Source organism: Peribacillus acanthi, assembly GCF_003073175.1.
In the GTDB taxonomy this organism is placed as follows: Bacteria; Bacillota; Bacilli; order Bacillales; family DSM-1321; genus Bacillus_BN; species Bacillus_BN acanthi.
The window spans coordinates 162,509-185,960 of record NZ_QBBX01000008.1; the positions used below are offsets into that span (position 1 = coordinate 162,509).

Consider the following 23,452-nt stretch of genomic DNA (forward strand, 5'->3'; position numbering starts at 1 on the left):
GTTTCAAATCATTCTTAAGGTCTCCAAGGAATTTGGATCGGGATGGAAGTTCATCGAATACGCCTCCTTTCTGAAAAGGCATATTGTTGACTAGCAATCTTCTCTTTTATTCTTCAATTTTAGATACATTTTCTCAGCATGTTTCATTAATGATAAATATTGTAATTCCATTTCACGTTCCATATTTAATGGCTCTTGTTGCTCGATGTTATAAGAATGGACTGAACGATTTGTGCATTTGAATGTTTGATAATGTTGGTTGCTTACCCTTGTGTTACTATCGTCATTTCCAGTAGGTTTCCAGGCACACCTAGAGTTACTAATCTCGTTAGCATGGATTACTTCATTTTCAAATCTTCTTCTCCTAGTTTCATTTGAGTTAGATTCTTGGGATCGATAAGTAGTCTGTTCGGATGTTGAATGATTATTAGAGTTTGAAGAACTTAGGTTTTGATATATATCGTAAAAATCAGTCTGATCCTCGTAGTAATACTCAAATTCTGGTTCATAGGATTTTGGGTAACGATTCCTTCTAGAAGATGACTTCTGCCGGAAGATATATTGTCCTTCAGGTGACCAAGAAGATTCTGTTTCACATACGCTTTCTTCAGAAGATGACTCTATTGGAAAGCCACTAGAAGAAGAGGATTCATTCTCATAAACATTTTCTATAGATGATGATTCAACCTCGATAATTTCGGAAGAGGAGGATTCATTTTCTCCAACATCTTCAACAGAAGAGGATTCAACCTCGATAGCTTCAGAAGAGGAGGATTCATTTTCTTCAACATCTTCAACAGAAGAGGATTCAACCTCGATAGCTTCAGAAGAGGAGGATTCATTTTCTTCAACATCTTCAACAGAAGAGGATTCCACTTCGATAGCTTCAGAAGAGGAGGATTCATTTTCTCCAACATCTTCAACAGAAGAGGATTCAACCTCAATAGCTTCAGAAGAGGAGGATTCATTTTCTCTAATATCTTCAACAGAAGAGGATTCAACCTCGATGATTTCAGAAGAAGAGGATTCATTTCCTCCAACATGTTCAACAAAAGAAGATTCAACTATGACTGAAGAAGGCGATTCGTTTTCACGAACATTTTCAACAGAAGAAGATTCATCTTCAATTTCTTCATATTCAACGAATGATGATTCGATACTAATCTCCTCAACTATAGAAGATGAGGACTCTTCTTGACTAGCATCGATCATAGAAGAAGATTCATTATCAAACTCTTCACTATTTTCTTCAGAAGAAGATTCGTCAGGTAAATAAAGACTAATCGAGGAAGATTCGTCTAGATAATATTGACTTCCAGAAGAAGATTCTTCGATAAACTCAACAGTACTAGCCGAAGATTCATCTGAATACTGAACTGTCATAGAAGATGACTCCTCAACATACTGCATAGTGGACGAGGATTCCTCATAATTATATTGTCGAGTTGAAGATGATTCCTCAACGTATACGTCAGAAGAAGATTCTTCATAATATGATCTTTCAATAGAAGAAGATTCATCGGCATACCCGCTTAGAGATGATGAAGATTCCTCTACAAAATGTACCGAAGACGATGATTCATCTGCGTATTGGACTGAAGACGAAGATTCTTCTACATTCAGGACCGATGATGAAGATTCCTCATGATAAGAATGATCGGTGGAAGACGAAGATTCTTCAATATATAGTTCCGAAGAAGATTCCTCTACATACTGAACAGAAGACGACGAAGATTCTTCATAATTGGCTTGAGTAGTGGACGAAGACTCTTCTGTATAGTGAACGTTGTTAGAAGAAGATTCCTCAACATAACGAACGGTGTATGAAGATGATTCCTCAACATATTGAACGGTATATGAAGAAGATTCAACTGAATAATGAACAGTATTTAAAGAAGATTCCTCTGCATAACGAACAGTATTAGAAGACGATTCGTCGACGAATTGGATGGTCGAAGGAGATGATTCGTCAACATACTGGATTGTAGAAGAGGAAGATTCTTCATTGTGATTTTCCGATGATTCTAAATCAATATCATCACTATTTTCATTTTCATCCGATGGGGAAAAGTTAAGGTTTAGCATTGCTATAACCTCCTCGGTTAATCGACTTATCATATTTCTATTTATAATTTAAGGCATGATTTCTCTCACAAGATGAATGTAATGAGACAAAACCATGCCTTTTAACTGGTAATGGGAGAAATCTGAAACCATATTAATGTATATTTAATTTTTTTAAAATAAGACACATCAATTAGTTTTTTTGGTTTTCAGAATCTTTCTTGTTATCCTTTTTTTCTTCTTTTTTATCGTCCTTTTTTAGTTCGGATCTTAAAGTGTTACTAAGATTTCTTACATGGAACATGGAAAGACGAATTACCTCTTCATTTAAAACTACAGTTAAGAAGTCGTGGTTTACTTCTGTTAAAATTCCTTCAATTTTTTCAGGGCCGCCACGGTTAATTCTTACCCATTGCTCTTTAAAATGGGAAATTAAATCTTTGAAATCCTTACCAGACTTATATTTCAAAGTATCTTGGCCAGATGAATCATATTCTAGTCTGTTTTTTGTATTCTCAGTAATGCTTTTTACATGATGACCTTTGTAATACAAAACTCCATCTTCTCTAGTGTGTAGTACAAAGTAGTCTGAACCTACTTCTAACAATTTTCCTACACGAGATTCTGGTCCACCTCTATCAACCTTTATTACTTTTCCAATCAAGGTCTCTAATGTTGATTTATTCATTTATTGCTCCTCCTTATATGCTATTTCCCTGTAATTATATGTGTCACGGTAGGAAAGGGTAACTAAGGCATTCGCCCTTTTTATAAATAGAACTTGAAGTTTTTTCTACAATTCTTCTATTCTTTGTACTATATATCTTTCTTCAGTGTTGTGAAAAAACTGGAGTATAAAAATATTATTGTGGATTTTCCTTTCAAATTTATCCTTCTAATATAAATAAGCTAAAGGATGAAGACATCTATAGGAAAAATGTGCAGTTGTCTAATCAAAATGATACATATCCCCATAAGATAATTTGAGAATAAATTTTTTTGGGAGGATAACTAAATTGGATATACACATAAATGAAAATATTTCAGATCTTTTTGTGATAGCAAGTCAAAAAGGATTATTAACTTATATGAGTAATAATCAAACAGATGAGTTTGAAGCTTCGGAACCTGTTGAGAATTTAGTGTTGAAAAAAGACAAAGGTGCTAAGGGAGATAAAAAAGGTAAGAAGGAAAAAGGATCCAAAGGTAGTAAAAAAGAAGTCGAAGTTATTGAAGGAGCCGAAGGACCAGAAGAAAGAAAACCAGTAAAAGAAGATAAAAAAGGTAAGAAGGAAAAAGGTTCTAAAGGTGGTAAGAAAGAAGTCGAAGTTACTGAAGGAGCCGAAGGACCGGAAGAAGGAAAACCAGTAAAAGAAGATAAAAAAGGTAAAAAGGAAAAAGGTTCTAAAGGTGGTAAGAAAGAAGTCGAAGTTACTGAAGGAGCCGAAGGACCAGAAGAAGGAAAACCAGTAAAAGAAGATAAAAAAGGTAAGAAGGAAAAAGGATCCAAAGGTGGTAAGAAAGAAGTCGAAGTTACTGAAGGAGCCGAAGGACCAGAAGAAGGAAAACCAGTAAAAGAAGATAAAAAAGGTAAGAAGGAAAAAGGATCCAAAGGTGGTAAGAAAGAAGTCGAAGTTACTGAAGGAGCCGAAGGACCAGAAGAAGGAAAACCAGTAAAAGAAGATAAAAAAGGTAAGAAGGAAAAAGGATCCAAAGGTGGTAAAAAAGAAGTCGAAGTTACTGAAGGAGCACAAGGCCTGGAAGAAGATGTTATGCCTGTCAAAGAAACTAAAGAAAGAAAGGTCTCAAAAAAAGCTAAAGGACCTAAAAAAGAACATGGATCTAAGGCAGAACAAGTCTCAGAAGAAAATCTAGGGGTTCAGGAAGAATAAGAAAAGAAAATGTTTGTTTAAAAAACAATAGTTTAGTGGAAATAGTTGTATACTAAGCTAACAAAAATTTTCTAAAGATTAATGCCTATCATTACTAAAATAGTGGTATAACATACAATATAAGTTTTAGTAACGTACAGTAAATGTTAGGTGATTCTATGAACATCATAAACTATCAATATAAAAAAAGGGGACATTTGGAATTTGTGTTTGACCAATTTCCAAACTCTCCTGTTTTACTTGGAATGATAACTAATTTCTATTTCGTGAAACATGTTAAATGGTCGTCTTTAGACCCCATTGTCACGAGGAATGATTTAGAAGAAATGGAGAAACTGGTGAACCGTGAAATGGGTACGACTATAGGGTATTTAATGAGAAAAAGCAAGAGTTGACTGCATTAATTTTACATTTTCCACTTCTGTAGTATATTTATGTATAAGTTAGGAGTGAGAAGATGAAGATTATTAAATTTTTATTAATACCAATCGTTGTGCTAATTTCAATTGGTTATGGCGCTTACTATTTTGGGACCAATATAGCTTCTGAAAAAATAATGGATGTCGTTTCTACAGAATTGGAAAATAGTGGGCAGATAGAAGAGGTCAAAAAATATGTTGAAAGTGACCCCGAATTAAAACAATTCATTGAAGAAGCAGAAACAATAGATCAAAAGAAGCTACCTTTCCAAACAAAAGAAGAAGCTACCCGTGTACTTATTAAAAAAGTGGGAATTACTAAACTTCAGGATATTCAAGCTAAAGTCAAAAAGGGATCTGTCACAAAAGAAGAAATTATCCAGGATCTTGAGAGTAAATTAACAGAAGAGGAGATAATGGCCTTAAAAATAATTGCTTATAAAGAGATTTATAATAAATAATCAAAATGTGAAAAATCGTCCCTATCGAAAAAGGAGCGATTTTTTTTTGTTTCATACAGGACAATTTATTGCATGAACTGATCGTTTACCATTCAAGCAAAGTTATGACAGAGTAGGTTTATCTTTTTTATTATGAAAAAGCTGGCCAATAATTTTGCCAGCTTTTCTAATTCATTATTGAGCATCATCTTCTTGTTGCTCTGAAGGTTCTTCACTTGGATCTGGCTCATCTTCATCAACACCGTTACAGCCGAATAGCATACCAGCTGAAAGGATTGTTGAAAGTAATACCAGTAAGTATTTCTTTTTCTTCATATGTATCCTCCTTTCCATTGATTTTTGTATCTTCTCCTAATAGTAGCTAAGTTACTCATAGAAGTGAGAATAGGAAAAGTTAATTCCCAAATTATAGGCTTCTAACGTGACCCAAGTATGTCTTTTTACATATAAAGTAGTAAGGAAAAAATACTGGGGGCAGCAACCATGAAAATCCGAAAGGCGATTATTCCCGCGGCCGGTTATGGTACGCGTTTTTTGCCAGCAACAAAAGCCCAACCAAAGGAAATGCTGCCGATTGTTGATAAACCAACTATTCAATATATTGTGGAAGAAGCTGTAGCTTCGGGAATTGAGGAAATTATCATCATTAGCGGCAGAGGAAAGCGGTCAATTGAGGATCATTTTGATAAATCTTATGAGTTGGAAGAGGAGTTATTAAGAAGTAATAAGATTGTAGTTTTAGAGGAAGTGCAGAAAATCTCCAATATGGCAAATATCTTCTATGTTCGACAAAAAGAACCTAAAGGTCTAGGGCATGCGATTCTATGTGCTAAGAGCTTCATTGGCAATGAACCTTTTGCAGTATTGCTTGGGGATGATATTGTATTAGCTGAAACGCCATGTCTAAAGCAAATCATTAATGTCTATGACAAACACCAAACTTCAGTGGTAGGGATTCAGAACGTTTTGGAAAATGAAGTGAGCAAATATGGGATTATCAAGCCTAAAGGATTAATAATTGAACCTAATCTAATATCAATTGATTCCCTTGTAGAAAAACCAAAAGTAAAAGATGCTCCTTCGCGTTTTGCCATAATGGGTCGGTATGTTTTAACGCCTGAGATATTTGGAATTTTAGAAAATCTTCCAGCTGGACATGGAAATGAGTTGCAGCTAACAGATGCCATTAATGAATTAAATAAATCACAAAATGTTTTGGGCTATAATTTCGAAGGTATTCGCTATGATATTGGCGATAAATTGGGGTTTGTTATGGCCACAATTGATTTTGCGCTACAAAGAGAAGATATAAGTGATGCAGTAAAATCCTACTTAATGGAAATTTGTGATGAATTAAACAATAAGACAGATAAGGAGCCTAATTGAAATGAAAGTAGCTGTTATTGGTACAGGATACGTCGGGCTGTCTACTGGTGTTTGTTTATCCGAAGTAGGGCATGAAGTCACATGCATTGATATAGATGAGAAGAAGATAGAGAAATTAAATGTCGGAATCTCTCCAATTTATGAACCTGGCATCGAGGATATGCTTAATACTAATATCTCAGCAGGAAGATTGAAATTTACTACATCCCATAAAGATGGGTTAAAAGATAAAGAGATTATAATTATTGCTGTAGGGACTCCTCAAGGTGATGATGGGTCAGCGAATTTAAAGTATCTAGAACAAGCAGCTATTGATATATCCAAAAACCTTAAACATAATGCCATCGTAGTCATTAAAAGTACAGTGCCAGTGGGAACGAATGATACAATAAAAAAAATACTACGAAAACATCGTAACAAAGGAATATCGATTAAAATTGTTTCGAATCCGGAATTTCTCAGACAAGGTACAGCCATTATGGATACCATGCATGCAGATCGCATAATAATCGGATCTGAAAATAAAAAGGCAGCAGAAAAAGTAATGAAAATGTATAAACCATTGAATGTTCCTATACTTTTAACAAGCATTCGGAGTGCAGAAATGATCAAGTATGCTTCAAACGCTTTTTTAGCTAGCAAGATCAGTTTTATTAACGAAATCTCCAATCTTTGTGAAGCAGTAGGAGCGGATATTAGTGATGTTGCATTGGGAATGGGTAAAGACAATAGGATAGGGGAATCTTTTCTACAGGCGGGGATCGGTTATGGGGGATCCTGTTTCCCAAAGGACGTAAAGGCATTACTTCATACCGCCAAGCAATACGAAGTGGATTTTTCTTTGCTGAAAGAAACCATTGCTATTAACGAAAATCAAAAAGAAATACTAGTAACAAAGGCATTAAAGCGTTTTGGCGACTTAAGTGAGAAAAAGATAGCCATTTTAGGTTTAGCATTCAAGCCAGAAACTGACGATATGAGAGAAGCTCCTTCCATTAAAATTATCGAGTTATTAACTGGTTTAGGAGCTGAAGTTAGGGCTTATGATCCAGTAGCAATGGAAAATGCAAAAAGAATAATAGGAGATGGCGTCCTATATGCAGACTCGGTTCAAGAAGCAATCCAAGATACGGATGCTTTATTAATCGTTACAGAGTGGAATGAGTTCAGGCAGTTAGATTTGTCTCAAATCACCAAAATGATGAAACAGCCCATTATTTTTGACGGTAGAAACTGTTTGGAAGAGGAAAAGATAAGAGATTGCAAGCACGTCGAATATTATCCAATTGGAAGGCCGAAGATTATAATCAAATAAAATAGGAGACCACTCTATTTAATAATAAGGAGTGGTTTTTTATATTTAAGAAAAAAACCCTTTACCTAAATGGCAAGGGACTTAATTCTGTTTATTGTGTAAAGGTAAATATACAGTTTTGATAAATTTTTCTATTTGCTCCGGAAGAGTTTTTTTACGGCGCTTCAGAAGGGTGTTAACGATTGCATTTTTTTCATCTGAAGTTATATTCCAATCTTCAGGCATCAATGACATTATTTCTTCGAGTAATAGCTGTGGGATTTTTTGAACAATTTCAATTTGTTCAGCGAATTGCTTCTCATCATCAATAAAGGAAGCCATAAATTGGTGTGTCGCACTTTTCATAATTTTCCCTGTGAGTTTATCTAAATCAGGCTGTTCCCAGCTATGTGATCCAAAGATTTCTGCTTGGTCGATAATCCAAAGTTTGTAAGTTTCAGGGCTTTCATCACATAATAGAATGTTTTTTCTTGTGCGATCCTTATTGCAAAGCCAGTAATCAAAAACGATAATGGCTGCAAGCGACTGCGGATTATTAAGATGAGGTATAGTGGTGAGCTCATGTCCATTGAAGCAATCTGGAACATAAAGTGATGCAAACTGGTACTTTGTTTCAGCGATTCCGGATAGTTCAGGAAACTGTGAAGTGAATTCATTTGAGATTTTTACAAGCTGTGCGTAAGGGACAGGTAAGTTTAAAAAACGAGCTAAACAATATCCAATCCATTCATTTGGTAATGTTCTGTTAAACTCAGGTTGATAATACTTCACTACATAGTCCCTACCATCATCAAAGGTAATGAGATGTGCATTAGATTTTCCCTCTAAGGTTTTAATATAGGTTACGGGTTCAATCATGGGGGAACACCTCCCCATTTGTTGTTTCATTGTTAGACAATAGATCTTTTAAAAACCCGATGTATGAATCTGCTACAGTTTGAATAGAAAAGGTTTTTTGAACGTGTTCTATTGATGAAAGAGACATTTTAGACTGAAGAAGAGGATCATCGAGAATTGTATACAATTGTTGAACTGCATCTTGAACATTATGTCCACGAAAGAGCAATCCGGTTTCTCCTTGAATGACTAGCTCTGTAATTGGCATCATATTTGAAGCAACCACAGGCACTCCGCATCCCATCGATTCAATGAACGTGTTTCCGAACGATTCAGTTTTGGTGGTAGCAAGTGTACAACCACCTGATTGACGTATTTTTGCATAAACATGTGGCATTTGCTGGTAAGGTATGACAGGAAACCATTTTATGATGTCAGTCAAATTCTCTTCTTCCCATACGGCAGCAAAATCTTCACGTTGAACACTTTGAGCTCCGCCTATTAGCCAAATTTCAATATCATCCCGTTCACTTTTTATCTTCTTGGCTATTTCTACTAACATCGGCCAATTTTTCCTTTTATCCACTCGACCAATCCAACCGATTATTTTCTTATTATCTGGCATAGCAGGAATATCGTTAAAATCTATTTCTTCGTTTTTCAACGGTTTGAAGAAAGAAGTGTCCAATCCGTTATAGATTACTTTAATAGGAATATCATCTGTCAGAATTGAAACTAATCGTTTTTGAAAGTGTGAAGGAACAATTATTGAAACCGGTTTAATATCCTTGAATTTTTCTAAGTGTGGTTTCAGTTTTAATAACTCAGGGGTACGTGCTTCAACGATTACTGGACCTTTAAACTTTGCTTTACGAATCCATTTATATGCAGCACCGGTATCAACAACTATGATAGCGTCATACTTGTTCTTTTTAATGATTTTAATGATTTCTTTATCATCCTTTGTTAAATATACTGGAGCTACACCTTGCATAATGTGTAGCCCGCCATGATCAGTGGTGTACAGGAATTCTGTATCTATTCCATGTTTTTTAAAGTATATAGAACGATTTCTCCAACCTGCATTCACTCCACCAACAGTGAGTAGGCGCCAAATAACAAGTACTTTCATGTTGGATCCACCTCAATCTTAGTTCAATAATAGCCTCCACCAAAACCGCCCGTGAGACCTTTTCCTTTACCATAGTGTTTATTGTCTTTTTTAGAAAATTTCCCGTTACTGAAGGAAATATTTTTGCCTTCCAAATACTTATCAATCTTTTCCATCACTTCGTCTGGATCCACTCCTCTTGCAAGCATCGCTTTGACCCATTCCTCTTTATAAACTTTGTGTAGTAAGCTTTCTAGCTGATGTGCATATGTTTGTTCGTCAATGGTTGTAAGCAGAGCTTTAATGGCTTTTTTCGAAGCTTTTTTGTCAGAGGGGTTATTAAGCAATAATTGATAAATAGTACGGGAGAGTTGTTCCATTTCAATATAATGTAGCCATTCTTGATGCAATTCAGGAGCATAGGATTGTACATACGATAGGAAAACTTCTTTGTTTTCTTCTCCTAAAGAGGTTAATAGTTTTCGCGGATAAGGATAGACGCGATCACGCCAAATCGTCCTAGCGACATCAATTACCTTAAGGCTGCCATCAGGTTGTAAATAAATCTGGCGTTTATGATGATCGATTCTTTCGTAACCGATTTCCTTGAATGTAATTAACATAGCAATCAATTTATCCATAAGTTCAGGTGATAGCGGTTGTGATTGCAAATACTCACGCAAATCCACACCTTGAATGATTTCCATCGCTATGTGAAGAGTTCCTTTGTCGAATACTTTTGGGAATAGATCGGTATGCTGACCCATGGATAGGGCTACATATTCACGCTCACAATCCTCCTCATTACCAAATACCTTTACGCAAATCGTGTCAGATAATAAGAAGACTGCTCCTTGGCGCCCTTTACCCATCATCGTAAGGGGAGAATTATTGACTACCTCTACGTCAGCATTGATCATGTTTTTTACCTCTATATCTTTAACCAAGTCCTTCAGGTTTTTTAAATCCATGGTTTCCGTCCTTTCTTTCGATAAATTAAGTGAGTCCATTATCGTAATTGAAGTGCTAACAAATTGAAGTGAGAAGATTTTTTTTACCTTGATAGACCATGCCTGACTATATCCAACCAATTCTCACCCACATTTGTTCCTCATATAGTAAATTCAAGTGTGGTTGAATTGGTAAGGGCTCCTGTCTATATAAGGCACATTCTCTGGGTTTCATATAAGATAAAGTTTTAGGACATTAGAAAAAGAAACAAAGAGCCCCCATAGGCGTGGAGGCTCTTTGTTGAACAAAATCTTTAATTTCTCTTTTGGGCTGGGTGATTTTTAGCTTATTGTGGTCGTGCTATCAGGAAGCCATCTTTCATAAGCTTTAGGATCTGTTTCCTTTATATAGTCAAGGAAAGAATCTAAAAAGTTTAATTGCTGGAGGTCATCAAATAATTCGAGGGGTTTTCCTTGTACGCGGGTAAATGAATATACATGATCCAATAGTTTAAACCCATCATTAGTAATGATAATGTGACGAAGCGGTGCATCAATTTGTTTGAACCCGTTCTTTTCCATTCCTGTTAAGATAGTGAACAATTGAAATGAAATTTCTTCTGGTAGTTTTCTTTGTTTTTTTAGATACGTGTTTAAATCTGGGCCCGCTAGATATTCCATTTCTATATAATTGTTTCCTGTTTTATAAACTTTTGGGATAAATGATAGCTTTTGAGAAGCTAAGAGGACTTCTTTTTCTTGAGTTGCATGTTCTGCTTTTCCGTAGATTTTCACGCATCGTTCTTCTGTTAGTCTATAAACTGCACCTTGATGTCCTTTACCAATGAGACGATGTGAGATTGAACTATCAGCTTTTACCCCACTACCTTTACCGCCGGAGGTCACCATTAAATTTTTATAATCCAATTTTTGTTGACTTAAATATTTGTCCCATTCTTTGAAAGTGTTCGGCGCTAGTTTACTTACCTGTAATAAGAAAGAATCTTTTAAAAGTAGTAACTGTAAATCTCTTAATAATTTTATAGGGACTGAGTGCATTCTCTTAAAGGCATTTACATGGTCGACTACTTTTAGTTCATTGTTGACGATAATGATATGTCGAAGGGGGGCATCTAACATAGTATACTTAGCTTTCTTTAATTCCGTTAATACATCTAACAGTTTGATAGTAATGTCTTCAGGCATATACATGCAGTCGAGAAGGAAGTCTCTCAAATTTGGACCATTAAAATAATCCATCACGATATAATTTTCTCCAGATTCATATATTTTAGGCATGAAGTGTAATTTTTTACCTGCTTTAAGTGCTTCAACTTCCATTTTTGCTTGTACAGGATCTGCATAGATTTTGACGCATCTTTCTTCTGAAAGTTTGAATACTGCACCTTGAGACCCTTTGCCAATCAATGGATAGTGGGTAGGGTTAGTGATTTCTAAAAATTTTAGTCCTTTGGTGACTACGATAGATTTAAAATCGCTCATTTTTGGCCTCCTAACAGCTCATCATAATAACTAGCTTGTAATTGTAGCTGCTGAATTAAATCGAAGCTTTCTTCAACCTTTTTACGTGCTTCTAATGAATACGATTCCCAAAGGTTCCTATTGTTCAACATAAATTCAAGTGCATGAGCTAGTTCATCCTCGTTATTTTCCTCAACTAATACACCATTCACTTTATTTGTAACTAACTCAGGTATTCCGGCATGGTTGGTTGAAATAACCGGTACCCCAGTAGCCATTGCTTCTTTTAGGGTATTAGGGATTCCTTCTAAGTCACCATTAGCTGCAGTTAAGCTTGCTGCACAGAATAAATCTGCATTATACATATATTGATATACCTCTTCTTTTGGAAGATGATTTAATAGTTTAAAAGAATCACCTAAATTTAACTCTTCAGATAGTGATTTAATTTCCTCTTCAAGCTTTCCGCTTCCAATTACAGTTAATGTTGCATTTGGGAAGTTATCCTTGATCTTATGGAACGCTTTCATTAGAACATGGTGTCCCTTCTTTTCTACTAATCTTCCAACAGATAGGATGTTTTGGGAGGTAGACTCTATTTGAGGTGCTCTGTACATGTACTTGTTTAGGTCAACCCCACCATATAAAACTCTTATTTTTTCTGGAGGACATCCCCATGCTATCATCCTGTCAGCTAGATATTGACAGACCGGAAATAACTGGTCACATTGCTCAAATAGCAATTTCATATTATCTAAGTAAGTGAAATGCTGATCGGCAAGTGTGGCATCTCTTCCCCTAATACTAGTGACCAAAGGAAGATCGGTCTTTTCCTTAAAAGGGAGTAATAATATACCTAATTGACCATGATGGGCATGTAAGAGGGAGATATTATTTTCTTTTATATAATCATTTGGCGAGAAGATTTCATTAAGATAGTGAACCTTTTCATTTAAAAGAGATAAATCTACCATATACTTTGGTTTACGTACTAAATGAATATAATCATAACCAGGGATTTCTCGAATTTGAGATATATACTGTGTGGGATCGACTCTTAAATTTAAATGCAAAACTGAAGGCGAATTACTCTTTACTCTTCGGGAAGTATACTTCTCCTTTTTATTTTTTTTGGTTTTTTTCTTCTCTTTCTTCTCTTTCTTCTCTTTCTTGTTTCCCATTACCATGCTCCTTTTTACTATTATTTGAGCTTTTGATATTTTTTTCCAAACCATAAAAATTAGATGTTTTATGGATTAGATACACACAGCGATTTACTAAAAACTTTGAAGGAATGGATGTTGAAAGTTAATATTGTTTAAACAGAGGCTTAATCAAAGGGAGTAAACTTGACGGATGTATTCAATTTCTCTAGCAAGGCCCTCTCTTAAGGAAATTTTTGGGTCATAATCTAGTAGATTTTTAGCAAGGGAAATGTCAGCCCAAGTGTGTTTGGGTTCTCCATTTAATTTAGGGGTATATTCGATACTAGCTTTTTTTCCTGTTAATTCCTCAATCATTAGAACCACCTCGTTAACGGAAGCCCTTTCTTTTCCCCCTATATTGATGGTTTGTCCCACCACATGCTCCTTTGTCATAATCGCTGACGTAGCCTGGATGCAATCACTAATAAAAGTAAAATCCCTTGTTTGTGTACCATCACCAAAAATAGAAATTGGTTCATCATTAAGAATTTGTTTAATAAAACGGTGGAAAGCCATATCTGGCCTTTGTCTTGGTCCATATACCGTAAAAAATCTCACTTTAATTAGCGGAATGTTATAGCTCTTCTGATAAACATTGCATAAATGCTCACCTGTTAATTTGGTAATTCCATAAGGAGAAAGCGGGGTAAGAGTTGCATCTTCTGTAACTTTGCCATTTTTCTCTCCGTAAACGGAGGATGTTGATGCAAAGATGAATTTTTGGATTGGTTTATTTTTGATTGTCTCCAAAAGACGTTGTGTAACGAAAATATTGTTGGTTACATAAGGATCAAAGTCTTTACCCCAGCTAGCACGAACACCAGGGATAGCAGCTAAGTGATAAATAATATCCACATTTTCGACCAATTTCTCTAAATCAGCGGACAATAAATCAATGGAATACAATTTAAACCTTGGATGAACCTGCAAAGATACAAGATTGATTTGTTTAAGCTTAAGGGGAGTCGGACCGATAAATGTGTCTACTCCAATCACTTCATTATTCGGGTCCACTAATAGTTGTTCACATAGATGCGAACCGATAAAGCCGGCTGCACCGGTGACTAAAATTCTCATTGTCTGGCTACACCTCATTTCATTACATACTTGATGAAAATAATTAAGGAAACATAAACAGTTTCACATTGTTACTTTTACCTACTGCCCATTCTAGACATGTCCTTTTCCTTATGGGACAAAGTAGGGGGATGTCCATTTTTTCAGTAGAGGTTTATCTAATATAAACTTCAAATTTCTTCTTAGTTACTAGTCTTATTATATTGGTGGACAAATTTGGTGCTTGGGTATTTAACGCTGTGATAATGAAAAAAGACATTTGTCCATTAATACTGATCCTTCTTAAGATGTTAAGTCCATGGAACTCGTGTATTATCCGTTGACAAAAAGTTGGATATACACTACCATATGTTTTAAGGATTAAACGTTTAAAAACTTAAACATATTAATGGAGGAATGAACATTGGCAAAGACAGCTTTGATCACGGGTGCAACAAGTGGATTGGGATATGATTTTGTTCAATTATTCGCTAAAGAAGGATACAATCTGGTCCTTGTAGCAAGAAATCAACAAAAGATGGAGGAAATTCAAAGGACTTTTTCCGATATTAAGGTATCTTTTATAACGAAAGATTTGAGCATTCCTAACGCATCAAAAGAGGTGTTTGAGGAAATCCAAAATCTTGGAATTGAAATTGATGTCCTAGTAAACAATGCTGGGTTCGGTCTAATGGGTGATTTCAACGAGTTAGATATTAAACAACAATTAAATATGATCCAGTTAAATGTATCTGCTTTAACTGAATTGACTTATTACGTACTTGCTCAAATGAAAAAAAGAAATACAGGGAAAATATTAAATGTAGCGAGCACTGCCGCATTTCAGCCAGGTCCATTGATGGCTGTCTATTATGCGACAAAAGCATATGTGTTATCATTTTCTGAAGCTCTAGTGGAGGAGCTATCGAATACTTCCATAACGGTTACCACATTGTGTCCAGGTCCAACGAAAACAAATTTTGGAGCGGTGGCAAATGTTGAAGGTACGAAGATGTTCAAGAGTGCCATGCCATCTGATGTTGTGGCAAGACAAGGATATGAAGCATTGATGGCTGGAAGACGAGTAATCATTCCCGGCGGATTAAATAGAATTGGGACAATCGCAGCGAAATTTCTTCCAAGGAGTTTTGCAGCCAAAATTGCTAAATCGGTAGCCAAAAAAGATTGAATAATGGAAGGGGGAAGTACATGAAGCAGAGAACGGCACTTGTATTAGGGGCTTCAGGGCTTATTGGTTCGGAGTTGGTCAAAATTTTATTAGAATCACCAGAATATAGTCATGTATCGATTCTAGTCAGACGTGAACTTTCTTATCATCATGATAAGCTCACACAGATTGTTGCGGATTTCGATCGACTTGATAATTATGAACATGCCTTTGAAGTCGATGATGTATATAGTTGTCTTGGAACGACTATCAAAAAAGCAAAATCAAAAGAAAACTTTCAAAAAGTCGACTATGAATACACAATGAATGCGGCTCGTATGACCAAAAGGTATTCAGGAGGTAATTTTTTCACCATTACTGCACTGGGGGCTGATCCTGATTCCATGTTTTTCTATAATAGAGTAAAAGGGAACGTAGAGAGAGATTTGAAGAAGTTAGACCTCCCCAATGTCCATATCTTTCAACCTTCATTGCTATTGGGTGATCGGACAGAATTCAGGCAAGGGGAAAAAATAGCTGAAGCAATTGGTACACGCTTACCATCTTTATTTGTCGGGCCGATAAGAAAGTATAAGCCAATAGAAGGAAAAAGAGTGGCGGAGGGAATGTATAAAAGGGCACTACAAAACGAGCAAGGATTTTTCATTCATCGTTCTGATAACATATAGGCTATTGAGACATTGGCCAAAAGGATTTACGTGGGATTGACTATATAATATGATTATTTCATATGAATTGGTCGAGCTTTAGAAAGGTGATAATAGATGAGCAATAAAGCAATTGAAGTTTTTCGTTCCTGTATTCCAGTTTTTCAAAATCTTAGTGACCCACATAGACAAGATATCATTTTATTATTGGCGCAACATGATGCGTTAACAGTAAATGAAATCACGGAGCGGTCAAAACTATCACGTCCTGCAATCTCCCATCACTTAAAATTGCTTAGAGAATGCGGACTGATTCACGTTGAACAAAAAGGAACCCAAAGATACTATTCACTCTCATTAGATTCATCAGTAAATCTATTGAAAGAATTAATTTCTACCGTAGAAAATGAATGCCTTTAGTTCAGAGAAGTAATATTTTTTGTTAAAGAGTTTAATCTTATAAGAATAAGACACTAGTGAGCTGAGAAGATGTCAGTTTACTGGTGTTTTTTTATGGTAATGATTCTATTCCTACTATATATTATACTCTCCAAATTTTTCATCGATCTGCTTATTGAAAAGGATGCCATATGGGAATGCTAAACATATTTAATTGGAGTAAGGAGGAAATAAGTCTTGAGTAGTAATGAAAAAATCCTTTCCGTTTTCGCTTTAGGCGGGGTAAATGAAATTGGTAAAAACATGTATGTTGTTCAATACTCCAATGATATTTTTATCATTGACTGTGGCGGAAAGTTTCCTGACGAGAGTTTGTTAGGTATTGATTTAATTATCCCTGATATTACATACCTAGAAGAAAATAGAGATAAGATTCGGGGGCTGATTGTCACACATGGTCATGAAGATCATATAGGTGGAATCCCGTATCTTTTGAAGAAAATAAATATTCCGGTTTATGCGACTCGTTTTACATTAGGATTGATTGAACTAAAACTTGAAGAACATCGGATTAAAGGCGATACGAAGCTAATTCAGATTGACTCGGAATCACTCCTTGAGTTGGGAGAAGTGAAGGTTTCCTTTTTTAGGACAAGTCATAGTATCCCCGATTGTCTTGGGATTGTGTTCCATACACCTGAAGGGAATGTCGTTCATACAGGAGACTTCAAATTTGATTTAACTCCTGTAAATGATCAATATTCTGATATTCATAAAATGGCGGAAATCGGTCGGCAAGGGGTGTTAGTTTTATTATCTGAGAGTACAAATGCGGAGCGTTCTGGATTATCACCGACTGAACTAATGGTGAGTAGCCATATGGATGAAGCCTTTATGAGAGCTACAGGCAAAGTCATCGTTTCTACCTTTGCTTCTAACGTCAATCGCGTGCAACAAGTAGTTGATGCTGCAATTAAAACAAATCGTAAGCTCGCATTACTTGGAAGAAGTATGGTGAATGTTGTTTCAGTGGCGATAGAGCGTGGATATTTAAAAGTTCCTGAAGGAATGTTAATTGAAGCGCATGAAGCCTACAATTTGGATCCGGAAAAGGTAGCTATTTTATGTACAGGAAGTCAAGGTGAGCCAATGGCAGCTCTTGCCCGCCTCTCGACCGGAAACTATCGAGATGTTTCTATTTTTCCAGATGACACTGTCATTTTAGCAGCATCACCCATTCCAGGGAATGAACGTGATGTTTCGCGAATCATTGATAACTTATTCCAGTTGGGGGCAAAGGTCATTTATGGTTCTGGAAGTACTACAGGAATGCATGTATCGGGCCATGGCTATCAAGAAGACTTAAAGCTGATGCTGACCCTCATGAAACCGACTTATTTTATTCCAATCCACGGCGAATATAGAATGCTACACCACCATCGAACACTTGCTGAATCTGTTGGAGTGGAAAAAGGAAATACATTCATTATTGAAAATGGTGATGTAGTAGATGTGGAAAGCTCTATTGCCCGGCAAACAAGGAAAGTACCAGCGGGCGATACCTATGTTGACGGAATGGGTGTTGGTGACGTGGGAGACATGGTGCTCCGAGATCGAAAACAGCTCTCTGAAGATGGAATGCTAGTCATTGTTCTCACTATCAATAAACACGATCGAAAAATAGTGTCTGGACCTGATACAATCTCCCGTGGATTTGTGTATGCAAGGAATTCCGATGAGTTGCTTAAAGAAGTTAACCGTCTAGTGAAAAATACTGCTACCGACTTACAGGAAGCAAATATCAGACAGTGGAAAGTCATGAAACAAAATATTAAAAAAGTGGTTGGGCAATATTTATTTGCTCAAACGAAGAGAAAGCCGATGATTCTTCCTGTTATTATTGAAATTTAAAAACGAGGTCCCAATTTATTCTTTGGGACCTCGTTTTTAAACATTTTAGAGTATCGAAACAACTAACTTCAAATTGTTGTTTTACTAACCCTTTGTTATCTTAAGTTGATAGGATAAACCTTATTTCTTCACTCTCTCGCGACATAATTTTAATACGGCATTAAGTAAAACGTTAGCCCCTTTTGCACAGTCTTCATAGGAAGTTAATTCATCTTCACGATGACTGTATCCATTTACACTCGGTACAAATATCATAGCCGAAGGGATAAAAGAAGCGATGAATTGAGCATCATGTCCAGCTCCGCTAAACATTCGATGTTCTTTATATCCTAATTCTTTGCAAGAATATTCTACTGCACCTACTACTTCCTCATCGAAATGAACTGTATCTCGATCCCATAATCGTGTTGATTTAATTGAACAGTCGTTTTGCAATACTGGCAGGTTTTCTACCATTGTTGTTACTTCTGCGATGACCCCAGGATCTTGATGTCGGGCCTCTAAAGTAAAGGTTACTTGAGAGGGAATGACTGTGTGAATATTTGGATAAGCATTTATACGTCCAATTGTGTAGACAAGTTCGGAATCCAATCTCTGTAGTTGCTGCTGCATGTCTGCAATCATATTGGCAACTGTGAACATTGGATCTTTGCGCATGCTAATTGGCGTTGTACCTGCATGATTGGATTCTCCAAAAACGGAGATTTCATAGCAAACCATTCCTAATACACCTTCTACAACACCGATTTCTAAGTTTTTCCGTTCCAGAACAGGCCCTTGTTCAATATGTAATTCAATATAGGCGGTTGCTTCTTGTATACGATTTGTTACCGGACCTTCAAACCCGCTTTCACTTAATGCTTCAGCAAATGTAATTCCGTTTTTATCTGTTGAAGCAAGCATCTTTGTTTTTTCAAATTTACCGGATAAAACACCTGAAGACATTAGAGATGGTTCAAAACGAGCCCCTTCTTCATTTGTGAAATTAACAATCGTGATTGGATAGTCCAACTCGATATTTGCATCTTTTATTGAATAGACAGTTTCTAAAGCAGTGAGAACTCCTAACACACCATCAAATCGACCACCTTTAATAACAGAGTCTAAATGAGAGCCTACTACGATAGGTGGCAAGTTTTGTTTTCCAGGTAATGTTGCGTACATGTTGCCCATATCGTCATAAACTACTGTCATTTCCAGTTCTTCGCATAGTTCTTGGAATTTCTTTCGTGCTGCAATATCTTCAGCAGATAATGAAAGTCTAGTTACACCATTGTTTTCCGTTTTTCCGTACTCACTAAATAACTCAACTAATTTTTGAAGGCGGTTAGCATTACACTTTATCATCTGTAGTCCCCCTTAATTATTTGACAACTTCTTCTGCTATTCTCGTAAACTCTTTTTTAACTAACAGGTTCGATAGTAAGCTTACTGTCACCCCAATGAAAATATTAATTCCAATTGCTACAAATCCAATGTTGATATCATTAATGACACTTGGGATATTAGGGAAAATATTGACTAATTTAAATTTAGTAACTGCGTTGAATAATACAATGGAAACCCCTGTTAAAATACCTGCAATAGCACCGTACTTATTCATAAACTTCGTATTAAAGAAACCGAAGATCATCGCTGGTACCAATTGAGTGATTAAACCATAAGACATAATATTTAAAATAGCTAATGCATTTCCACCCGTGATAGTGAAAATATATGCTACTAAAATAATCAATAAAACAAATAATTTAGATACTGTCAGCTGCTGATGATCGCTTGAGTTTGGTTTGATTACTCTATAAAAGCCTGTCATTAAGCCCACTGCTCCGGACATTACCATAACGGATACGGGTACTAATGCGGTTAATATGCCAGCACCTCCAACAATCCCTACGAACCATGGATCGAATGTTTGCATCGTAAGTCGCAATAACGAAAGGTCACCTTGTGGACCTTGTAAACCAGGTACTTGAATAATCGCTGCAAACCCGATGAAGAAAGCAAATAAAATTAAAATCGTATAAAGGGGTAATGTGATTGCATTCTTTTTTAATGCTCGTTCACTTTTAGCTGAAAGTACTACACTAAAAGATTGAGGTAAGAGGTAAAAACCAAAGGCATTTAAAACAATTGTAGAAATAAACCATGACATACTATAGCCTTCTGATGCGAAGGTTAATGCTTCTGGTTTGACGTTTTGAACAGCTTCGAATAAAGGCTGGATGCCGCCAAAGTAGTGATAAGGGATATAGACACCTAAAAATACAATTACAAAAAGAATCATGATATCCTTTAATACGGCATTCCAAGCAGATCCATGAATACCCGAGATAGTAACATATATCGTAACAATAGCTGCCCCAATGGTTGAAGCCATTAATGGTGATATAGCTCCATAAGAAGCTTCGGAAACAATAATCCCTAATCCTTTTAATTGGATTACAATATATGGTACAAGTGCTAATAATCCGATGAAAGCCACAACGACACCCAAAGCTTTACTGTCATAATTTTTCATAAAGTATTGAGGCTGTGAAATAACGTTATGCTTATTCGCAAAACGCCAAATTTTAGGGATTATCCAATAGGAAAGGACATAAGCCAAGCAAATATAGGCTGGAACGTAGTACGCAGCAGCACCATTTGAATAGGCCCATCCACTACCTCCTAAAAAGGTAAAGGTTGTATAAACTTCACCTGCAATTAATAAAAATATGAATAGTGTCCCGAAGCCTTTATTTCCAACAGCGAACTCATTTACATTCATTTCTTTTCCGCGGGTTGCACGTATCCCTAAGTATAAAGCAAGAGCAGCAGTGAAAAAGATTATTACTAAGGCAATGTTCATACCGTTTCACTCCCCTCATTTTCAGGATCTAATTTATATACGATTAGTAGAGTGACAGATGATAATATCATCCATAAAGCAACCCAAAATAGTAAGAACGGCAGTCCTAAAATATAGGGCTCAACACGGTTAGCTAATGGTAGTAGGACACATAGTCCTATGAAAGGGATAATTAGTAATAATTTGGAATACTTTCTCACTTCTTTCACTCTCCATTCCTAAATGTCTTTCGCTTATACTTTTTTCACGTAAACACTTTTTACCTAATAGCGCTACAATCGAGATATCTGGGAATTTTACAGTGAGGTTCAATTAGTTCATTGTGCATCTTTTAGACCGGTTTAAACCGTTCTTTCGTACAAATCAATGATTTTTGTTGAGGTTGTATTGTGTTAGTTTTTCTTCTGTGGTAACTACTCTTCAATTTTATTCTCTTCTATCAAACATGCTTCAAGAACGTCGTTATGATTAGTCACTGTATTCACTTCGCCATTAATTAAAGTTGTCTGATTCATTGGATCACTCTCCTGTCCATATGAAAGTTACAAAAAATATATCATAGCTTTTTAATAGATTGATATGAACATAATGTAAAGTAGTTCCCTTAGGTGTTTTACATTATGTTATATTTTTCTGTATAAAGTATTGTTAAACCTTTTTTAAAGGGGAGGTAAAATATGTCTTATTCTCTGACGGTTCAAGATTTATTTAATAAAAACCATTTCCAAAAAGCGGAAATTCTCGCAGGTCATGATGGGGTTTTGAATACGATTAAGTGGGTTCATATACTAGAATCGAAAGAGATAGGTACTTTTATTAAAGGAAACGAATTAATATTAACTACGGGAATTCAACTAACTAAAGAGAAGACTCTCTTTGAATTTGTTGAACAATTGATAAAAAAAGAAGCTGCTGGATTATGTATAGAATTAGGTGAACATATTCAATATGTGCCAGATAACGTGATCGAGCTGGCTAACCTGTATAATTTACCGATTATTGTATTTAACGAAATCGTTCCATTTATAGAAATAACTCAAGAAATACATAGCATGTTAATTAATCAACAATATGAAATGATTAAACGGTTAGAAAATTATTCACAAGAAATAAATAAATTAACTTTGAAAATCACTCATTATGAACATATTTTAATGAGACTAAATAAATATTTAAATGTTAATGTCGCTTTTAACATCAACGGCCAACAACCAATGTTTATACCAAATGAAAAACACCATACATATAAGAAATTAAGAAGCGAATATGAAAAAATAGGGGTAGGAAAGCATTTCGCTAAATGTGAAGTAAATATATTAGAGGAAAGCTATGGAGAAGTATGTATTTTCTCTGAGAACCGCACAATAAATGAATTTGAGTTATTAGTATTGGATAGAACAGTAACTGCATTATCTCAATATTTGTTACGTAGCCTATATATTGAAGAGAAACAAAATATTCACTCACGAGTATTATTGGAATCATGGGTATATGGAACAGTGGAGGATTCTGTTATAACTTCCTTCTTGCAGGAACAGAGTTTTCATCAATTATTGAATTGCTCTTATTTTGTATTAATCGATCACATAAAGAATTCAAAAAAACAATTTGATTTAAATTATTATAAATTATACTCCAGGACTATTTTTGAAAATAAAGGATTCGTTTTATTTTTATTAGAAGAAAAACAAAGGCTCGTTTATGTGATTGCAGATATATATGGATATGATATAAAACTACGTATCTTAGACTGTATAGAGAAAATCAGGAACTTTAGAAAGAATAATAATTATATAGATTTAAATGTTACAACTGCTGTAGGACAGATCCTCAAGGATTATAAATTAATTCATCAAAGTTTCGAAACAGCTCAGGATACACTATTAATCCGCAATAACGCTCTACAGCTTTCTTATTTTTATGAAGATCTCTACTTACATCAATTAGTTCTACAAATGCAAAAAAATAAAGCAATTATGGATTTGGCAAAAAACTATTTACAGCCCCTCTATGAATATGATGCTAAAAATAATGGACAATTAATTGTAACTCTACAAGTTTATCTACAATGTAATTGTCTAAAAAAAGAGACAGCAGAAAAGCTATTTATTGTCCGTCAAACTTTATATCATCGCTTGGCAAAAATTGAGGACCTAATAGGAAAGGATTATATGCTTCCGCCTAAACGTCTTGCGGTTGAATTAATGTTACTCGCTACACAATATAATTTCCAAGTTACTGATTGAGAGAATCCTTATTGAAAATGATAAAGCAATCTTC

22 protein-coding genes are annotated in these 23,452 nt (G+C 35.5%); 10 read left to right on the forward strand and 12 right to left on the reverse strand.

What is annotated here, in order from left to right:
• Positions 1-90 precede the first annotated feature (90 nt).
• Both DBX25_RS10430 and DBX25_RS10435 read right to left on the reverse strand, forming a co-directional pair.
• Positions 91-2,085, reverse strand: a complete 1,995-nt coding sequence (locus DBX25_RS10430; protein WP_108670732.1) for a hypothetical protein — start codon at positions 2,083-2,085, stop codon at positions 91-93.
• Positions 2,086-2,257: 172 nt separating this feature from the next.
• Positions 2,258-2,752, reverse strand: a complete 495-nt coding sequence (locus DBX25_RS10435; protein WP_108670733.1) for a hypothetical protein — start codon at positions 2,750-2,752, stop codon at positions 2,258-2,260.
• A 328-nt stretch (positions 2,753-3,080) separates the two neighbouring features.
• Between DBX25_RS10435 and DBX25_RS20600 the strand changes: the two genes are divergently transcribed.
• From DBX25_RS20600 to DBX25_RS10450, 3 genes are all read left to right on the forward strand, one after another.
• Positions 3,081-3,956 (forward strand): hypothetical protein, encoded by an 876-nt coding sequence (locus DBX25_RS20600; RefSeq protein ID WP_157950942.1) that lies wholly within the window; start codon positions 3,081-3,083, stop codon positions 3,954-3,956.
• Positions 3,957-4,114: 158 nt separating this feature from the next.
• Complete coding sequence (locus DBX25_RS10445; protein ID WP_108670734.1) at positions 4,115-4,351, forward strand: hypothetical protein; 237 nt, start codon at positions 4,115-4,117, stop codon at positions 4,349-4,351.
• Positions 4,352-4,413: 62 nt separating this feature from the next.
• Positions 4,414-4,836, forward strand: coding sequence for a hypothetical protein (locus tag DBX25_RS10450; protein WP_108670735.1), 423 nt, complete (start codon positions 4,414-4,416; stop codon positions 4,834-4,836).
• A gap of 174 nt (positions 4,837-5,010) precedes the next feature.
• On the opposite strand, the gene DBX25_RS20845 is transcribed toward DBX25_RS10450, so the two are convergent.
• Positions 5,011-5,151, reverse strand: coding sequence for a hypothetical protein (locus DBX25_RS20845; protein ID WP_170110132.1), 141 nt, complete (start codon positions 5,149-5,151; stop codon positions 5,011-5,013).
• Between the two features lie 168 nt (positions 5,152-5,319).
• Here DBX25_RS20845 and galU point away from each other — a divergent pair, with 168 nt between their 5' ends.
• Positions 5,320-6,222: a UTP--glucose-1-phosphate uridylyltransferase GalU gene (gene galU, locus DBX25_RS10455; RefSeq protein WP_108670736.1), complete on the forward strand. Its 903-nt coding sequence runs from the start codon at positions 5,320-5,322 to the stop codon at positions 6,220-6,222.
• A gap of 1 nt (position 6,223) precedes the next feature.
• A complete protein-coding gene (locus DBX25_RS10460; protein ID WP_108670737.1) occupies positions 6,224-7,537 on the forward strand; it encodes a UDP-glucose dehydrogenase family protein in 1,314 nt (437 codons plus the stop codon).
• An 81-nt stretch (positions 7,538-7,618) separates the two neighbouring features.
• On the opposite strand, the gene DBX25_RS10465 is transcribed toward DBX25_RS10460, so the two are convergent.
• The 6 genes from DBX25_RS10465 to DBX25_RS10490 form a co-directional block, all read right to left on the reverse strand.
• Positions 7,619-8,395: a HipA family kinase gene (locus DBX25_RS10465; protein ID WP_108670738.1), complete on the reverse strand. Its 777-nt coding sequence runs from the start codon at positions 8,393-8,395 to the stop codon at positions 7,619-7,621.
• Positions 8,388-9,506 (reverse strand): glycosyltransferase family 4 protein, encoded by a 1,119-nt coding sequence (locus tag DBX25_RS10470; RefSeq protein WP_108670739.1) that lies wholly within the window; start codon positions 9,504-9,506, stop codon positions 8,388-8,390. Before DBX25_RS10470 ends, DBX25_RS10465 begins: the two co-directional genes overlap by 8 nt.
• A 23-nt stretch (positions 9,507-9,529) precedes the next feature.
• Positions 9,530-10,456, reverse strand: a complete 927-nt coding sequence (locus DBX25_RS10475; RefSeq protein WP_205685205.1) for a serine/threonine-protein kinase — start codon at positions 10,454-10,456, stop codon at positions 9,530-9,532.
• 321 nt (positions 10,457-10,777) lie between these two features.
• The gene (locus DBX25_RS10480; RefSeq protein ID WP_108670740.1) at positions 10,778-11,938 is read right to left on the reverse strand and encodes a protein kinase family protein; all 1,161 of its coding nucleotides are present in this window, start codon (positions 11,936-11,938) and stop codon (positions 10,778-10,780) included.
• On the reverse strand, positions 11,935-13,098 hold the full coding sequence (locus DBX25_RS10485; RefSeq protein WP_108670741.1) for a glycosyltransferase: 1,164 nt from the start codon (positions 13,096-13,098) through the stop codon (positions 11,935-11,937). Before DBX25_RS10485 ends, DBX25_RS10480 begins: the two co-directional genes overlap by 4 nt.
• 153 nt (positions 13,099-13,251) lie before the next feature.
• Positions 13,252-14,199: an NAD-dependent epimerase/dehydratase family protein gene (locus tag DBX25_RS10490; protein WP_108670742.1), complete on the reverse strand. Its 948-nt coding sequence runs from the start codon at positions 14,197-14,199 to the stop codon at positions 13,252-13,254.
• Between the two features lie 403 nt (positions 14,200-14,602).
• Between DBX25_RS10490 and DBX25_RS10495 the strand changes: the two genes are divergently transcribed.
• The 4 genes from DBX25_RS10495 to DBX25_RS10510 all read left to right on the forward strand — a co-directional run bounded on the left by DBX25_RS10495 (position 14,603) and on the right by DBX25_RS10510 (position 18,324).
• On the forward strand, positions 14,603-15,367 hold the full coding sequence (locus DBX25_RS10495; RefSeq protein ID WP_108670743.1) for an SDR family NAD(P)-dependent oxidoreductase: 765 nt from the start codon (positions 14,603-14,605) through the stop codon (positions 15,365-15,367).
• A gap of 20 nt (positions 15,368-15,387) precedes the next feature.
• Complete coding sequence (locus DBX25_RS10500; protein WP_108670744.1) at positions 15,388-16,035, forward strand: oxidoreductase; 648 nt, start codon at positions 15,388-15,390, stop codon at positions 16,033-16,035.
• A gap of 96 nt (positions 16,036-16,131) precedes the next feature.
• Positions 16,132-16,434 (forward strand): ArsR/SmtB family transcription factor, encoded by a 303-nt coding sequence (locus DBX25_RS10505; RefSeq protein WP_108670745.1) that lies wholly within the window; start codon positions 16,132-16,134, stop codon positions 16,432-16,434.
• 216 nt (positions 16,435-16,650) lie between these two features.
• On the forward strand, positions 16,651-18,324 hold the full coding sequence (locus DBX25_RS10510; protein ID WP_108670746.1) for a ribonuclease J: 1,674 nt from the start codon (positions 16,651-16,653) through the stop codon (positions 18,322-18,324).
• 120 nt (positions 18,325-18,444) lie between these two features.
• On the opposite strand, the gene DBX25_RS10515 is transcribed toward DBX25_RS10510, so the two are convergent.
• From DBX25_RS10515 to DBX25_RS10525, 3 genes are read right to left on the reverse strand one after another with little or no spacing between them, the layout of a single operon-like run.
• Complete coding sequence (locus DBX25_RS10515; protein WP_108670747.1) at positions 18,445-19,671, reverse strand: Zn-dependent hydrolase; 1,227 nt, start codon at positions 19,669-19,671, stop codon at positions 18,445-18,447.
• Positions 19,672-19,687: 16 nt separating this feature from the next.
• A complete protein-coding gene (locus tag DBX25_RS10520) occupies positions 19,688-21,172 on the reverse strand; it encodes a sodium:solute symporter family protein (protein WP_108670748.1) in 1,485 nt (494 codons plus the stop codon).
• Positions 21,169-21,372: a DUF3311 domain-containing protein gene (locus tag DBX25_RS10525; protein WP_108670749.1), complete on the reverse strand. Its 204-nt coding sequence runs from the start codon at positions 21,370-21,372 to the stop codon at positions 21,169-21,171. The genes DBX25_RS10520 and DBX25_RS10525 overlap by 4 nt, the downstream gene beginning before the upstream one ends.
• Before the next feature lie 477 nt (positions 21,373-21,849).
• Between DBX25_RS10525 and DBX25_RS10530 the strand changes: the two genes are divergently transcribed.
• Positions 21,850-23,418 (forward strand): PucR family transcriptional regulator, encoded by a 1,569-nt coding sequence (locus tag DBX25_RS10530; protein WP_108670750.1) that lies wholly within the window; start codon positions 21,850-21,852, stop codon positions 23,416-23,418.
• The last annotated feature ends 34 nt before the right edge of the window (positions 23,419-23,452 follow it).